Annotated in this window: 17 protein-coding genes; all 17 read left to right on the forward strand. The window is 34.3% G+C overall.

The window, feature by feature from the left end:
• The first annotated feature begins 11 nt into the window (after positions 1-11).
• The 17 genes from QWY87_RS11025 (at position 12) to QWY87_RS11105 (ending at position 14,670) form a co-directional block, all read left to right on the forward strand.
• Positions 12-536 (forward strand): GNAT family N-acetyltransferase, encoded by a 525-nt coding sequence (locus QWY87_RS11025; RefSeq protein ID WP_290291133.1) that lies wholly within the window; start codon positions 12-14, stop codon positions 534-536.
• Between the two features lie 93 nt (positions 537-629).
• The gene (locus tag QWY87_RS11030; RefSeq protein ID WP_290291135.1) at positions 630-1,385 is read left to right on the forward strand and encodes a DUF6090 family protein; all 756 of its coding nucleotides are present in this window, start codon (positions 630-632) and stop codon (positions 1,383-1,385) included.
• A gap of 52 nt (positions 1,386-1,437) precedes the next feature.
• Complete coding sequence (locus tag QWY87_RS11035) at positions 1,438-2,034, forward strand: DUF6624 domain-containing protein (RefSeq protein WP_290291137.1); 597 nt, start codon at positions 1,438-1,440, stop codon at positions 2,032-2,034.
• A complete protein-coding gene (locus tag QWY87_RS11040) occupies positions 2,031-2,558 on the forward strand; it encodes a hypothetical protein (protein ID WP_290291138.1) in 528 nt (175 codons plus the stop codon). Before QWY87_RS11035 ends, QWY87_RS11040 begins: the two co-directional genes overlap by 4 nt.
• A gap of 67 nt (positions 2,559-2,625) precedes the next feature.
• On the forward strand, positions 2,626-3,675 hold the full coding sequence (locus QWY87_RS11045; protein ID WP_290291139.1) for a proline iminopeptidase-family hydrolase: 1,050 nt from the start codon (positions 2,626-2,628) through the stop codon (positions 3,673-3,675).
• Entirely contained in the window at positions 3,672-4,163 is a 492-nt protein-coding gene (locus QWY87_RS11050; protein ID WP_290291140.1) for a nuclear transport factor 2 family protein, read from the forward strand. Before QWY87_RS11045 ends, QWY87_RS11050 begins: the two co-directional genes overlap by 4 nt.
• 38 nt (positions 4,164-4,201) lie before the next feature.
• Positions 4,202-4,579 carry a VOC family protein gene (locus QWY87_RS11055; RefSeq protein WP_290291142.1) on the forward strand — a complete coding sequence of 126 codons (378 nt, stop codon included), beginning with the start codon at positions 4,202-4,204 and terminating at the stop codon, positions 4,577-4,579.
• A gap of 99 nt (positions 4,580-4,678) precedes the next feature.
• A complete protein-coding gene (locus QWY87_RS11060; protein WP_290291143.1) occupies positions 4,679-5,398 on the forward strand; it encodes a 3-ketoacyl-ACP reductase in 720 nt (239 codons plus the stop codon).
• A 439-nt stretch (positions 5,399-5,837) separates the two neighbouring features.
• A complete protein-coding gene (locus QWY87_RS11065; protein WP_290291145.1) occupies positions 5,838-8,048 on the forward strand; it encodes a S9 family peptidase in 2,211 nt (736 codons plus the stop codon).
• 40 nt (positions 8,049-8,088) lie between these two features.
• The gene (locus tag QWY87_RS11070; protein ID WP_290291147.1) at positions 8,089-8,517 is read left to right on the forward strand and encodes a DoxX family protein; all 429 of its coding nucleotides are present in this window, start codon (positions 8,089-8,091) and stop codon (positions 8,515-8,517) included.
• A 36-nt stretch (positions 8,518-8,553) separates the two neighbouring features.
• Positions 8,554-8,985: a GNAT family N-acetyltransferase gene (locus QWY87_RS11075; protein WP_290291148.1), complete on the forward strand. Its 432-nt coding sequence runs from the start codon at positions 8,554-8,556 to the stop codon at positions 8,983-8,985.
• Positions 8,986-9,046: 61 nt separating this feature from the next.
• Complete coding sequence (locus QWY87_RS11080) at positions 9,047-10,570, forward strand: ArnT family glycosyltransferase (protein ID WP_290291150.1); 1,524 nt, start codon at positions 9,047-9,049, stop codon at positions 10,568-10,570.
• Positions 10,571-10,672: 102 nt separating this feature from the next.
• Positions 10,673-11,881: a threonine aldolase family protein gene (locus QWY87_RS11085; protein WP_290291151.1), complete on the forward strand. Its 1,209-nt coding sequence runs from the start codon at positions 10,673-10,675 to the stop codon at positions 11,879-11,881.
• A 148-nt stretch (positions 11,882-12,029) separates the two neighbouring features.
• A complete protein-coding gene (locus QWY87_RS11090) occupies positions 12,030-12,884 on the forward strand; it encodes a CPBP family intramembrane glutamic endopeptidase (protein ID WP_290291152.1) in 855 nt (284 codons plus the stop codon).
• A gap of 20 nt (positions 12,885-12,904) precedes the next feature.
• Positions 12,905-13,351, forward strand: a complete 447-nt coding sequence (locus QWY87_RS11095) for a GNAT family N-acetyltransferase (protein WP_290291155.1) — start codon at positions 12,905-12,907, stop codon at positions 13,349-13,351.
• A 90-nt stretch (positions 13,352-13,441) separates the two neighbouring features.
• Complete coding sequence (locus tag QWY87_RS11100; protein WP_290291157.1) at positions 13,442-13,837, forward strand: hypothetical protein; 396 nt, start codon at positions 13,442-13,444, stop codon at positions 13,835-13,837.
• A gap of 44 nt (positions 13,838-13,881) precedes the next feature.
• Complete coding sequence (locus QWY87_RS11105) at positions 13,882-14,670, forward strand: PhzF family phenazine biosynthesis protein (RefSeq protein WP_290291158.1); 789 nt, start codon at positions 13,882-13,884, stop codon at positions 14,668-14,670.
• Positions 14,671-14,840 lie beyond the last annotated feature (170 nt).

The following is a 14,840-nucleotide window of genomic DNA, read 5'->3' on the forward strand; positions in this document are numbered from 1 at the left end:
AAGTTAATAAAATGAAATACCTACTTACAGGACAAGAAACCGAGAGATTGAAATTTAGACTGCTCAAATCAGATGACTTCGATTCTTGGATTGATTTATTTAAAGCAAATAATGTTGCTAAATATTTAAGTCTTGATCCAAAACTATCAGAATCTGAATTATGCAAGTTATGGTTCGACAAAGTTTTTCATAGATACGAAAATGAATTAGGAGGTATGAACGTTCTCATTGAAAAAAAAACAAACCGACTTGTAGGCCAATGTGGCCTCTTAATTCAAACTATTGAAAATATCAAGAGATTAGAAATCGGTTATGCTATTCTTCCAGAGTTCTGGAATCAAGGCTTTGCTTCTGAATCTGCAACCAAATGTAAAAATTACGCTTTTGAGAACAATTTTACCAATTCATTAATCTCTATGGTTCATATCGATAATATAAGCTCTGAAAAAGTAGCGTTAAAAAACGGAATGATTTTTGAAAAAAAATTAAATTCTTTTAATATTTTTCGAATTGACAAGGAAAACTGGAACCAATAAAAAACCAGTTTACAACCATAGCTATATCCATTAACTTCATTATTCAAAACTCAACTTAATGTTTTACCTTTAAAGAAACCTATCAATTCAACAATGATAAACTTCTTTAGAAAGACACGAAAGAAAATGGCTGATGATAACAAACCGTTAAAATATATAAGATATGCTATTGGAGAAATTGTTCTTGTGGTAATTGGAATTTTGATTGCCTTATCGATCAATAATTGGACTGGGAACAGAAAGAATCTTGAAAAAAAAGAAATGCAACTCAAAGCACTTCGAATTCAATTCGCTTCGAATCTTAGTCAGTTGAATCAGGTAATTTACTATGACAACTTGGTTTTAAGATCTACTAAAAAATTACTGGAATTAAATCCTGAGAACTCATTAGAAATGGCAAGTGACTCTTTACGGTTCTGGCTACAATATTCATCATATCGATGGACCTTTAACCCCATTAATGGAGCATTGAGGTCTGCTATTTCATCTGGAGAAATTCATTTAGTAAAAAGCGATTCATTGGTTGATTTGCTCTTTGGGTGGCAAGATGTAGTAGCTGATGCAAAAGAAGAAGAAGAACGATGCGTTGCGGCTGTAATCGCTTCACAACCTGTAATCGAGAAGCATGTTAGAAAGCTAGATTATAAAAGTGTTCATGTACCAGAACTAGGAAAAAGTAGATTTCCAACAAATTATCAATCTTTATTGCAAGACCCTTTATTCGAAGATTTTTTAGGAGAACGCTACATATCTATGCACGAAGCTTTGTTTGAATTAAATAATGTAAAAAAGAATAATGCATTGATTCTTAAATTAATAGATACAGAACTCATTAAAAAAAAGAAATAACTCAAATTAATGGATATTTCTTTTGGTAAATTGCATCAACACCTATATCAGAATGGACCTTAAAAACATTGCTGAAAAAATAATTGAGCTAAAAAATGCGGATTTAAAACTGAGAGCCAGGCTTATCAAAAATGGGCAACTCAGCGAAGGTTATAACAAAGAAATGGAAGCCTTGCACAACAATAATGCAAAGATATTAAACGAAATAATTGATAGGGTAGGATATCCAACATCAGATAAAGTAGGCAAAGAAGCCAGTGAAGCAGCGTGGTTGGTGATACAACATTCTATAGCACAACCCAGCTTCATGAAAAAATGTGTTACGCTATTAGAAAAGGCAGTGGAACAGCATAAAGTAGCCCCCATTAATTTGGCATATCTTTCAGACCGAATAGCTGTTTTTGAAGGAAAACCACAACTTTATGCAACTCAGTTTGATTGGGACCAAAACGGAGAGTTGAGCCCTAAACTTTTTGATAATTTGACTAAAGTGAATGATCGAAGGAGATCTGTAGGGCTTAACACTCTTGAAGCGCAGACTCAAATTATGAGAGAACAAGTTAAAAGCGAGAACCAAAAACCACCTAAAGACTTTGAAAAAAGTAAACAGAAATATGATGAATGGAGAAAAACAGTAGGTTGGTTATGATAAAAAATGTAGAAATTAAAGATGTGATGAAAAAAATTGTATTGATTACTTTATTGGCAATCTCTGCAGTGGCTTGCCAAGAAAGAGCTAAAAAGAATACCGAAGCAGAAAGCAGCTCACCTTTGAATTCTGTAAATACTGATAAGGCAGAAATAGATTTTAAGAGCAACCCAATTGCTGAACGCTATAGAACTGTTATCTCAGATAAGTATAATGAACTTGATGTGAATTTTGCATCCTATTATGTAATTATAACCTGGGGTTGCGGCTCTGGCTGCGTCAGTGGGGCTATGGTTGACATTCGAGATGGATTTGTGCATGCTATGCCTGAAGACAAGGAATGGGGAGGCAACGGAACGTATATTGATTCAAAAAAAGAAAGTAAAATTCTGTTAACAGTTGCTGTGGCTCAATCTCTATCTGGAGAAGTTGAAGAAAGCCGTAAATACTGGGAATGGAACGAAGACATAAAGAAGTTCAAGTTTAGTAAAGAGGAAGTTGTTCTTTTGAAGAACACTGATTAAGGTATGGCCTAATCACGGATATAAAGAATCGTTTTGTAAATACTTAAATTAACTAAAACAGAGAATCATGAAACATCTAACCACACCTGTACTGATTATACTGCTCATAATGATGAGTTGCACAGAAAATCAGAAAAAGAACGTCACAAATACTGAAAAGAGCAGTTATTTAGATTACTCAGACAGCGATGACCAGCTTACGGGCGGCATTAAAATGATCCCTATCGAAACACCAAAGGGTAAATTCAATGTCTACACAAAACGTATGGGTAACAATCCTACTATGCGGGTACTGCTGCTTCATGGAGGCCCTGGCGGAACACATGAGGAATTTGGAAATTTTGACGGCTATCTGCTCAATGAAGAAATTGAATACATTTACTACGATCAGCTCGATTCTTATTATAGTGACAAACCCAACGATTCCACACTTTGGACCACCGAACATTTTGTCGAAGAAGTAGAACAAGTCCGAAAGGCATTGCAGCTCAATAAAGATAATTTTTACCTTCTCGGCCAATCCTGGGGAGGCATTTTGGCTATGGAATACGCTCTAAAATATCAGGATAATTTAAAAGGACTTATTATTTCAAATATGATGGCAACTGCTCCTGAATACACCAAATATGCCAATGAGGTTTTAGGACCGAAAATGGATCCTAAGGTTCTAAAAGAAATTATGGACATGGAGGCGAATAATGATTTTGACAATCCGAGGTATAGCGAACTTTTAATGAATCACTATTATACAGAACATATTTTGAGGATGCCTGTAGAAAAATGGCCAAAATCAGTAAACTTACTTTTTGAGCATCTCAATCCAAATATTTATGTTTTTATGCAAGGTCATAGTGAATTTGGAATGACAGGTAATGCTTCTCTGAAAAACTGGGATGTGTCTGACAGACTCAAGGAGATTAAAGTACCAACCTTAATGCTTGGCGGTCAATATGACACGATGGATCCAAAATATATGGAATGGATGGCTGCGGAGGTTCAAAATGGAAGAAGTGTTACTACAAACGGAAGCCATCTATCTCAATTTGACGATGCGGAAACTTACTTTGCCGGATTGATAAAATTTATTAAGGATGTAGACAACGGAGATTTCAAATGAAGGTAAAAAAAATAAAAGCAGTTTCTATCATAATACTCATGCTCATAGCATCAATAGGGTATGCACAAGAAACCTATAAGGATATTTTGGAAACGGCGTATGTAGCTATTGACAAAGAAGTCTACGATGACATTGTAGCCATGGATAAAACGTATTTTGATGCGTATAATAATTGCGATATGGAAAAACAAGCCTCACTCTATTCTGAAGATCTTGAATTCTTTCACGACAAAGGGGGTTTATCCACTTCAAAACAAGAAGTCTTAACGTCAATCGAAAAAAATATTTGCGGAAAAGTAACAAGAACCTTAATCGAAGACAGCATCGAAGTATATCCAATAAAGGGCTATGGTGCGATTGAAATCGGATACCATAAATTTTATAACAATCAAGAGCCTACAGCTAAGTCTAAACCGAGTAAGTTTATTATGGTTTGGAAAAAGGAAGGTGACAAATGGAAAATTTCAAAAGTGATTAGTCTTCATTAATTAAAGGATGATTATTTATAAAAAAAAAACGAGTATAAATGGAGTTTAGAAATGCACGACATACTGACAACTTAAAGCTTATTGAAGAATTTTATACAAATATTATCGGCTTGAAAGTTCTGTTTTCTTTTGAAAACCACAATAATTATAATGGAGTCTTTATTGGCAAGGAGGGCCACAATTGGCATCTGGAGTTTACAGCTTCTAACATCAAAGCTGAACATAAATTTGATATCGAGGATGTTTTGGTTTTTTATCCTACTGAAAGGGATGAATACGATAAAATTGTTGGGCAAATTGAGACAAATAATATTGAAAAAATAAAGTCAAGAAACCCTTTTTGGAATGACAACGGAATTATGATTCAAGACCCTGATGGCTTTGGGGTAATAGTGAGTAACTTAAAGATAAAGTAAACGATTCGTAACAATGACAACGCCAAGGCTTTTAATCAAGCTCATTACAAATAAACTGACATGATTAAACCAAATATAAATACACATAATTAAACGAATATGATAAATTTAAAAAATAAAAAAGCAATCATCACCGGAGGTGGCAGAGGGCTGGGAAAAGCTACTGCTATTGCATTTGCGAAAGAAGGAATTGACGTAGCGATTACAGGTAGAAATGAAGCCGTTTTAAAAGAGACCGTTTCAGAATTAGAGGCCTTTGGAATAAAGGCTGTTTATTCAGTATTTGATATAGGTAACTATGAGGATGTCAAAATAGGTATTGATCGTATTTTAAAGTCATTAGGCACTGTTGATATTTTAGTCAACAACGCAGGCATTGCAGCTTTTGGCACTTTGAATGATATGGAAGTTAGTCAATGGAGTCAAATTATTCAGACCAATCTTATGGGCATGTACTATGTGACTAAAGAAGTTTTACCCTATTTGATTAGTAACAATGAAGGTGACATTATTAATGTTTCTTCTACAGCTGGATTAAACGGAAATGCAAACACATCGGCCTATTCGGCGTCAAAATTTGCCGTTATTGGCATGTCTCAATCATTGATGAAAGAAGTTCGTAAGCATAATATTAGAGTGTGTACCTTAACACCAAGTACTATTGCGTCTGACATGTCAATTGATCTGGGTATTGCAAAAAGAGATTCTGAAGATAGCGTTTTACAGCCTGAGGATTTTGCAGAATTAATAGTGGCTGGATTAAAACTATCAAGAAGGGCGATGCTTACAAGCGCCTCTTTATGGTCTACAAATCCTTAATGAGCAGTCTGCGATGATTTGTGAAATCACAACTATAAAACAGCAAGAGCAACAGCTCAATAGATTTTTGCTTATATTTAAACTAATAAACATTTAAAATAAAAGATCATGTCAAAAGGTAAAGATTCAAAAAAGAACGTTAAAAAGGAGCCTGTTAAAACAGCAAAAGAAAAAAAAGCGGCAAAGAGGCTAAAGAAATCTCAATAAGAATTACACAAGAGAATTTAATAGATTGCTAATGATCATTGGCGGTTATAAGCAATAGCGTCAATTTTCAACACAACGAAATTAAGAGTAGGAAACCGCAATGAAAAAAATCATGCAGTTATATTGCTCGAACACACCTTTATAGAAAATAACAAGATTAGCGCAAATCATTTGGTTTGCGCTTTTTTAGTACCTTTCGTATACGCTAGAACAATAATATAAACTTCAATAAATGCTAGATTTCAAAAAAACCTTATCCTTAAATTCCTTCAAACTTCTCGCGTTTATTTGTTTTTTCTCTCTTAATTTTAACTTAGAAGCACAAATAAACTGGACCAACGATGGGGATTCTTATTTTAAATTGGAACAAAACCAACTTGTTACGTATACCCTTCCTAATCAGGGTGTAAAAACAGTCATTTCAAAAGAGCAACTTACACCGGTAGGAGCGTCGGAACCCATTGAGGTAGCTCATTTTTCATTCTCATTAGACCAGGAAAAAGTGCTATTATTTACCAATACTAAAAAAGTTTGGAGACTAAATACCAAAGGAGATTATTGGGTCTTTAATTTTAAAACAAATACGTTGCGCCAAATTGGCAAAACCCTGCCGCCTTCGTCTCTTATGTTTGCAAAATTCTCACCAAATGGGAATACGATAGGGTATGTTTCAGGGAATAATATTTATAGTGAAGATTATGCCAGTGCTAAGATTCAAGCCTTAACTACAGATGGCACAGTTTCATTAATAAATGGAACTTTTGATTGGGCCTATGAAGAAGAATTTGCTTGTAGAGATGGTTTTCGATGGAGCCCTGATAGTAAATCTATTGCCTATTGGCAGATCGATGCAAGCGCTATCAAGAAATTTTATATGATTAACAATACAGATTCCATTTATTCGCAATTAGTTCCTTTAGAATACCCTAAAGTTGGCGAAACACCTTCTGCATGCAAGGTTGGTGTTATAAATCTTTCTGATGCCAAAACAACTTGGATAGATGTTCCTGGTGATCCGTCGCAAAATTACTTGGTTAGAATGGAGTTTGTTCCATCAAGCAATAAACTGTTAATACAGCAACTAAACAGAAAACAAAATAAAAGCAAATTATACATTGCAGATGCTTTAAAAGGAAGTACAAAAATGATACAGGAAGAATCTGACGAAGCCTGGGTGGATATATTTCGAATAGGAAGCAAGTATAAAATTGATTATATAAATGATTTTAGCTTTTTAAAGGAAACAAATAGTATTCTTTGGGCGTCTGAAAAAGATGGATGGAGGCACTTATACCAGATATCCCTCGAAGGAAAACCAGAGATTCTTATTACAAAAGGTGAATTTGATGTTATTGATTTAAAACACATCAATTCGAAAGATGGTTATGTTTACTATATGGCTTCTCCGGATAATGCCACGCAAAAGTATTTGTATAAATCTAAACTAAACGGAAAAGGGGAAAACCAATTGTTAAGCCCTGAAAGCTTAAAAGGAAGTCATGATTATTCATTTTCTTCGAATGGCAGTTATGCTGAGCATAGTTTCTCAAACCACTATACTCCAAGCACTAAAGAATTTATTAGCGTCGCCAATCACAAAGCTTTAAGCGAAGAAGAAAGCATTGTTCTTAATCTTAAAAAAATAGAAGAAAAACCTACCACAGAGTTCTTTACTATAACAACGGTAGATAATATTGAAATGGACGGATGGATGGTGAAGCCGACAAATTTCGATCCAAATAAAAAGTATCCTGTGGTGTTTTATCTTTATTCTGAACCTGCTGGCACTACTGTAAATGACAGATATGGTGTTAGTAATAATAGATTATATAGTGGAGATATGGCAGACGATGGCTACATCTATATTTCATTAGATAACAGAGGTACACCTGCTCCAAAAGGAAGGGTATGGAGAAAATCAATTTACAGAAAAATTGGTGTGGTTAATATTAATGATCAGGCTATGGCGGCTAAAGAAATTTTGAAATGGGATTTTGTAGATCCTGAACGAATAGCAGTTTGGGGCCATAGTGGAGGTGGATCTGCTACATTGAATTTAATGTTTCGATATCCTGAAATTTACAAAACGGGAATTTCACTTTCTGCAGTGGCAAATCAGTTAACTTATGATAACATCTATCAAGAACGTTATATGGGCTTACCTCAGGAAAATATGGAAGATTTTATGTCTGGCTCTCCCATTACTTACGCTAAAAATTTAGAAGGAAATTTACTTTATATTCACGGAACCGGAGATGATAATGTTCATTATCAAAATGCTGAACTGTTGCTCAATGAATTGATAAAACACAATAAACAATTTCAATTTATGCCTTATCCAAACAGATCTCATGGATTTAGAGAAGGAGAAGGAACTTGGAAACATATGACAACTTTATATACCAATTACTTAAAACAACACTGTCCTCCAGGAGGTAGGTAGCTACTAGTTTAAAACATGTGTGTAAAATAAAAGACAAGATATGAATGCGATAATAATTAAACTCTTTTTAAGATTTGGAATAGGACTTGGTTTTTTATCTGCAGTGGCAGATAGGTTAGGACTATGGCCTGCCGAAATTTCGGCTTGGGGCAATTGGGATAGTTTTTTGGCTTATACCGGGCTCATTAATCCCTTTATTCCAAAATTATTAATTCCTGCAATGGGAGTCATAGCAACTGCTGCAGAATTAATATTTGGCATTTGCTTAATTCTAGGATTTAAAACAGAACTGGTAGCAAAACTAAGTGGGTATCTTATGTTGATTTTTGCCTTAGCGATTACTTTTTCAAGTGGCATAAAAGGCGCCTTTGATTATTCTGTTTTTGCCGCCTCGGCCGGGGCTTTCGCATTAAGTATGATGAAGGATAAATATTTGGAACTGGATTTATTATTTGATAAAAAGGATTGAAACGGGTTTAATCATGTTGTGTAATTTTTAAAATAAGTGAAAAGTAGTATTCCCGAAATTAAACAGATCAAAGCATCTGAGACGCTTGATATTAGGCATAAAGTGATGTGGCCGGATAAACCGAGAGCCTATGTTGAATTGCCAAATGATGCAAACGGGAAACATTTTGGCTTATTCGTGAATGGTGAACTAACATCAATAATATCCTTATTTGTAGAACATAATGAGGTGCAATTCAGAAAATTTGCAACAATAATTAAATTCCAAGGATTAGGATATGGAACAATGCTATTAGAAAGTATTATAGATGTAGTTAAGAACGATGGAATTAAAATGTTATGGTGTAATGCTCGCGTAGAAAAATCAAATTTCTATGAGCGGTTTGGCTTTAAACTTACAGATAAAACATATGAGAAAGGCGGAATTGAATTTGTAATCATGGAAAAAACGTTTGTTTCTTTTTGCTAACTCAGTGCCAATGCTAACAAGAACAGATTAAAGATAATTATAAAGAAAGATCCCGATTTGAATGACTAAAAAGGCGTTTATTTTAGCAGGTTTTATTGTATTGAAATTTCTTCTTCAATACATTTTAATAAGCTCTGAATACGATTTACAGCGAGATGAATACCTTCATCTTGACTTAGGACATCATTTGGCTTGGGGATATTTATCTGTTCCACCATTTACTTCCTGGATTTCGAGAATTATTTATCTTTTAGGAAATACAGTTTTCTGGATTAAGTTCTTTCCTGCCTTGTTTGGAGCTTTGACCATTTTTGTTGTTTGGAAAGCTATTGAGGAACTAAAAGGGAACCTATTTGCTTTGATCTTGGGAGCAACATGCGTATTGTTTTCTGCTCTTTTAAGACTGAATACCCTATATCAGCCCAATTCTTTTGATGTATTAAGCTGGACAATTTTGTACTTTATAATTATTAAATATTTCAACACTGAAAATCTAAAATGGCTTTTTGCGGCAGCAATCATCTTTGCTTTAGGATTTCTGAACAAGTACAATATTGCTTTTTTACTTTTAGGATTGATACCTGCTATTTTTCTAACCCAACAACGCAAGGTTTTCGCTCAAAAGGAATTATACATTGCTGCACTCTTAGGATTATTGTTCATTGCGCCTAACCTTTTGTGGCAATACAATAATGATTTTCCTATTGTTCATCATTTAAATGAGTTGGCAGATACGCAATTGGTAAATGTTGACAGGTTTGATTTCTTAAAATCTCAACTACTGTTTTTCATTGGTTCTTTATTCGTGATTATTTCAGCCTTATATGCGCTACTTTTCTATCAGCCTTTCAAAAAGTACAGAACATTCTTTTGGGCATTTCTATTTACACTCATCATTTTTATGTATTTCAAAGCGAAGGATTATTACGCGATAGGTCTTTATCCTATTTATATTTCTTTTGGTTCCGTTTTTCTTGCCAATGTTTTACAAGATGGATGGAAAAAATATTTACAACCAATAGCTGTCGCAATTCCAGTAATCATTTTTATTCCAATTTTTAATATCGCTTTCCCAAATAAAAGTCCGGAATATATCATTGAACATTCCGATAAATATGAAGCTTTGGGAATGCTCCGTTGGGAGGATGGTAAAGATCATTTACTGCCTCAAGATTATGCAGATATGCTTGGCTGGCAAGAACTAGCAAGAAAAGTCGACTCCATTTATATCAAGGTACCCAACGCTGGTCAAACACTTATACTTTGTGATAATTATGGACAAGCAGGAGCGATAAATTATTATACCAAAGAAGGCATCAAAGCAGTTTCTTTTAATGCAGATTATGTCAACTGGTTTAATCTTGACACAGAGTATATCAATGTTATAAGGGTTATAAATTATGAAGAAAAAGATCATGAGTATAAGGAAACCAGCCGGTATTTTGAATCTGCAGTTGTAGTTGATTCAATCACAAATCAATATGCGAGGGAATTCAAAACAACAATATTTCTTTTTACAAAAACTAAAGTTGATATTAATAAAATAATAAAAAGTGAAATTGAAGAAGTTAAAAATTACAATTAGTAGGCTGTGTAAAAAACAGGCATTTATCGCTTTTAACTAAAGGTATTCTACAACAACACATACAATGGGTTAGGAAATAAGGCAACATTTATAATATAAAAAATGAAAAATACAATAGAGGAAAATAATAGAAGGAACTTTCTGAAAAAATGTGGTATATCAACTGTTCCGTTTTTACTTCCAACAGCTGCTATGCATGCGATGCCTTGGTCAGAGAATAATAACACTGATACTGCGAAAAATGCTGAAACAGCTGTCAACTTTATTTATGATGGTCTTGAGCTATCACCTAGACAGTATTTAGAAGTACTAACTGATATTGATCAAAGAAAGCCCCTTGAACATGACTTCTATGGAAATGGTGGAAGTACCAAACAACTTGAAGAAGAATTTGCAAAACTAACTGGTAAAGAAAAAGCCATGTATTTACCTACCGGAACCATGGCGAACCAGTTGGCTATAAAGCTGTTGAATGGAAACAATACAAAAGTAATTGTACCTGATAACTCGCATGTTTTCAGAGATGAGGCTGACGCTTCACAAAGTGTTCATAGACTTAGATTAGTTCCTACGGGAAAAGACAAGCCTTATTTTCAATTGGAGGATTTAAAAAATACCGTAAAATATATCGATAAAAATGAAGTGTTCAGAAGTGGCTTAGGGACTGTTGTTATCGAAAACCCTATTAGACGCGCTAATGGCACAGCAGTGCCTATTGAGACGATTAAAGAGGTGAGTGCTTATTGTAAAAAAAATGGTTTTAAGATGCATTTAGACGGAGCGCGTATCCATTTAGCATCGGCATTTACAAACGTTTCGCTAAAGGAATACGCTTCTTATTTTGACACGGTATATGTGTCACTATACAAATACCTGAACGCAAATGGAGGCGCAATGCTTTGCGGCGATGCAGCGGTTATTGATCAACTTTCTCATCAGATAAAAATTCTGGGAGGAACCACCTTTCAAAACTGGAATAACACTGCCATTGCTTTACATTACTTGGAAGGGCTTACTGAACGCTTAGACCAGGTTGTGGTTACTGCAAAAAGATTAATTGATGAGCTCAACAAAATAGATGGAATTAGCATAAGCAGTATAGACAATGGAACTAATATCTATATGCTTAAATTAGCAACTAATATTAGTTCAGCGGAATTGGCGAAAAAACTATATGAAGAATACAACATTCGCTTGCGTTCTGGTGAAAATGACACAATGCGATTTGCAGTGAATGAAAGTTTGCTTAGAAGAGATGTACAGGAAATTATTAATGCTTGGAAAAACGTTATGAATCAAATACGCAAATAAAAGCACATTGCAAGACAACATATAATAATTGATACTACAGTTTTATTTATAGCTGACATTAAAACGGCCTTAATCTAAATCTTAAGTAAGAAGGTAACAAAAATACTGCCCTTTCGTCTTCTGTAAACTAATCAATCAGCAAAGTCATATGCAAGAAAAATTAACAATACAAAAGGAAGCTTGGAAAACTATATTCACTTTCCTTGGAATTGTTACCATACTAAGTTCACTATTTCATTATGCAATAGTTAATTTATATCCTTCACGGATTTATATTGGTGGATTGATGTGGTGCCCTGCCATAGCCGCCATGATTACAATAAAATTGAAAGGACGGCCTATATCTTCTCTACATTGGGATTGGGGAAGCTGGAAATATATTCGCTTATCCTATTTTGTTCCGGCATTATACGTTTTAACTACCTATGCGCTTATCTGGATTTTTGGATTAGGAGGATTTCCGAATGAGGAGATAGTTTTGGAATGGGCTAAAGAACTCGGGTTAATAGGAATAGGAACATTAAAGCCAACAATTGCCGCAGTTATAGGTGTTTTCTTATTAGGAACAGTTGGTGTTATTAGAGCAATGGCAACTACTTTAGGAGAAGAAATTGGGTGGCGAGGTTTTTTTATCTATGAATTAAGAAAGGTACTTTCTTTTACAGGTGTATCACTTTTTAGCGGATTTATTTGGGCTTCCTGGCACTGGCCTTTAATTGTATATTATGGCAAAAATGTCTCGATGGAATTGATAACTTTTTTTGTTGTTGTTATTTCTATGTCATTTATAATGACTTATTATACATTTAAATCTAAAAGTTTATGGCCTGCAGTAATCTTCCATGCAGTAAGTAATGTATACATTCAGAAAGTATTCCCTCCCTTAACTATTGAAATTGAAGGAACAGAACATTGGCTTGGTGAATACGGTATCATGTTTGCGATTGTAACATTCGTTTTTGGGCTGTATTTTTGGAGAAAAGCGCTTAAGGAAAAATTATAATTAAGTAAAAAAACAATAAAATGAATTATAGAAAAGCCCAAAATAAAGATTTAGATAATTTAGCTGCGTTGTTTGATAAGTACAGAGTTTTCTATCGCAAAGAAGCAGATATTGACGGAGCCAAAGACTTTATAGCCGAAAGAATTTCTAGTAATGATTCTGAAATATTTGTGGCTGAAAATACTGAGAGTCAGTTAGTAGGCTTTGTTCAATTATACCCACTTTTCTCTTCTACGCGAATGGAGAAATTGTGGCTTCTAAACGATCTTTTTGTAGATCCTGACAATAGAGGTAAAGGAATTTCAATTGGATTGATCAATAAGGCTAAAGAGCTTGTTAAGACGTCAGATGCTTGTGGCATGTTTTTGGAAACTGAAAAATCAAATTTGATTGGAAATAATTTATATCCAAAAACAGGGTTTGAATTAAATAAAGGCGCTAACTTTTACGAGTGGAGTATTCAATAACTACATGCACAATCAATAGTGCTGGTGAGCTGTTCATAACTGAACCATGGTGGTTATTATAAAAATACTGAATTGATCATATACCTAGTCATGAAAATAATCGTCAAGTTAATTGGAGTTCTGATAATTCTTGTGGGCGTATCTCTGCTAGCTTATCCTGAAATCATTATAGGTTGGATAGAAAATGATATGGAAAGCACCTCGCTATATATCTTTGCTATAGCAGGCAGGTTGGTTTTTGGTATTTTATTTATTGCTGCTGCCAGAGATTCAAAACACCCTGGCGTAATGAAAGTATTCGGTTACTTATTTATTATAGCTGCCGTTATCTTTGTGTTCATTGGTAAAGAAAGTTTTCACGGCTTTATGGCGTCGATTGTTCCTGATGCCAAACCCTTTGCTCCTTTAAGTGGTCTGCTTAGTATTGGATTTGGAGCTTTTCTCGTCTATGCATTTTCAGGAAACAAAGAATTAGAAAAGAAGTAAATTAGAAATAACCCGCAACAGCTGTTATTGAAAAACGAAGTTAAATGAAACTTGAACTATATCAAATTGATGCATTTACGGATAAAACCTTTGGTGGAAATCCAGCTTGTGTGGTTCCTTTAACATATTGGTTAACCGATGACTTATTATTTAAAATCACCAAAGAGAATGCCGTAGCTGAAACTGCGTTTTTTGTAGATAATGGGGATAAAATACATTTGCGATGGTTTACGCCAGAAATTGAAATGGATTTGTGCGGACACGCAACACTTGCAACGGCGCATTGCTTAAAGACGATTTTAAACTATCCCAAGGATCTAATCATATTTGAAACGCTGAGTGGAGATTTGACCGTTACGGTAAAAAATGATTCGTATGATCTAGACTTTCCATCGCGAATGCCTATCGCTTGTGAGCTCCCCAAAATAATTAAAAATTCATTGAATCAACAACCGAAGGAAATCTATAAATCAAGAGATTATTTATTAGTCTATGACACTGAAGAAGAAATCGAAAATATCAAAATTGACAGACAAATATTTGACCAGATAAATCTTGATCCAGGTGGAGTCGTTATCACAGCAAAAGGAAGGGAATGTGATTTTGTATCGAGATTTTTTACGCCGCAAGCAACAATTTTGGAAGACCCGGTAACAGGTTCTTCACATTGTTCACTTATTCCATTTTGGTCATTAAGACTTAAAAAAAAGGAACTAAATGCGATTCAAATTTCTGATAGAGTAGGGAGATTACATTGTCAAAACAAAAACGACAGGGTAATTATTAGCGGAAAGGCGAAGACCTATTTAATGGCTAATATATGGACTGAATAAACGAGAGCCAACAAAAGGTATTGCACAGATTTTCAATATGTAACATAAGTAAATCTAAATCAGCTTTTGAAGGGGGCAGGTGTTCATGCCTTTATAAGATTTAAAAGTAACACAATCTGTTGGAAACCAATTAACACTCAGTTGAATTGGTATATTTGTAATATGTTTTT

Origin of the sequence: Lutimonas halocynthiae (assembly GCF_030409835.1) — a bacterium.
In the GTDB taxonomy this organism is placed as follows: Bacteria; Bacteroidota; Bacteroidia; order Flavobacteriales; family Flavobacteriaceae; genus Lutimonas; species Lutimonas halocynthiae.

Excerpts from the sequence above, each read along its gene's own strand:
- QWY87_RS11095 (WP_290291155.1), top strand. The coding sequence starts at position 12,905 with ATGAATTATAGAAAAGCCCAAAATAAAGATTTAGATAATTTAGCTGCG.
- QWY87_RS11035 (WP_290291137.1), top strand. The coding sequence starts at position 1,438 with ATGGACCTTAAAAACATTGCTGAAAAAATAATTGAGCTAAAAAATGCG.
- QWY87_RS11025 (WP_290291133.1), top strand. The coding sequence starts at position 12 with ATGAAATACCTACTTACAGGACAAGAAACCGAGAGATTGAAATTTAGA.
- QWY87_RS11105 (WP_290291158.1), top strand. The coding sequence starts at position 13,882 with ATGAAACTTGAACTATATCAAATTGATGCATTTACGGATAAAACCTTT.
- QWY87_RS11070 (WP_290291147.1), top strand. The coding sequence starts at position 8,089 with ATGAATGCGATAATAATTAAACTCTTTTTAAGATTTGGAATAGGACTT.
- QWY87_RS11080 (WP_290291150.1), top strand. The coding sequence starts at position 9,047 with ATGACTAAAAAGGCGTTTATTTTAGCAGGTTTTATTGTATTGAAATTT.
- QWY87_RS11100 (WP_290291157.1), top strand. The coding sequence starts at position 13,442 with ATGAAAATAATCGTCAAGTTAATTGGAGTTCTGATAATTCTTGTGGGC.
- QWY87_RS11050 (WP_290291140.1), top strand. The coding sequence starts at position 3,672 with ATGAAGGTAAAAAAAATAAAAGCAGTTTCTATCATAATACTCATGCTC.
- QWY87_RS11065 (WP_290291145.1), top strand. The coding sequence starts at position 5,838 with ATGCTAGATTTCAAAAAAACCTTATCCTTAAATTCCTTCAAACTTCTC.
- QWY87_RS11055 (WP_290291142.1), top strand. The coding sequence starts at position 4,202 with ATGGAGTTTAGAAATGCACGACATACTGACAACTTAAAGCTTATTGAA.
- QWY87_RS11085 (WP_290291151.1), top strand. The coding sequence starts at position 10,673 with ATGAAAAATACAATAGAGGAAAATAATAGAAGGAACTTTCTGAAAAAA.
- QWY87_RS11040 (WP_290291138.1), top strand. The coding sequence starts at position 2,031 with ATGATAAAAAATGTAGAAATTAAAGATGTGATGAAAAAAATTGTATTG.
- QWY87_RS11060 (WP_290291143.1), top strand. The coding sequence starts at position 4,679 with ATGATAAATTTAAAAAATAAAAAAGCAATCATCACCGGAGGTGGCAGA.
- QWY87_RS11090 (WP_290291152.1), top strand. The coding sequence starts at position 12,030 with ATGCAAGAAAAATTAACAATACAAAAGGAAGCTTGGAAAACTATATTC.
- QWY87_RS11045 (WP_290291139.1), top strand. The coding sequence starts at position 2,626 with ATGAAACATCTAACCACACCTGTACTGATTATACTGCTCATAATGATG.
- QWY87_RS11030 (WP_290291135.1), top strand. The coding sequence starts at position 630 with ATGATAAACTTCTTTAGAAAGACACGAAAGAAAATGGCTGATGATAAC.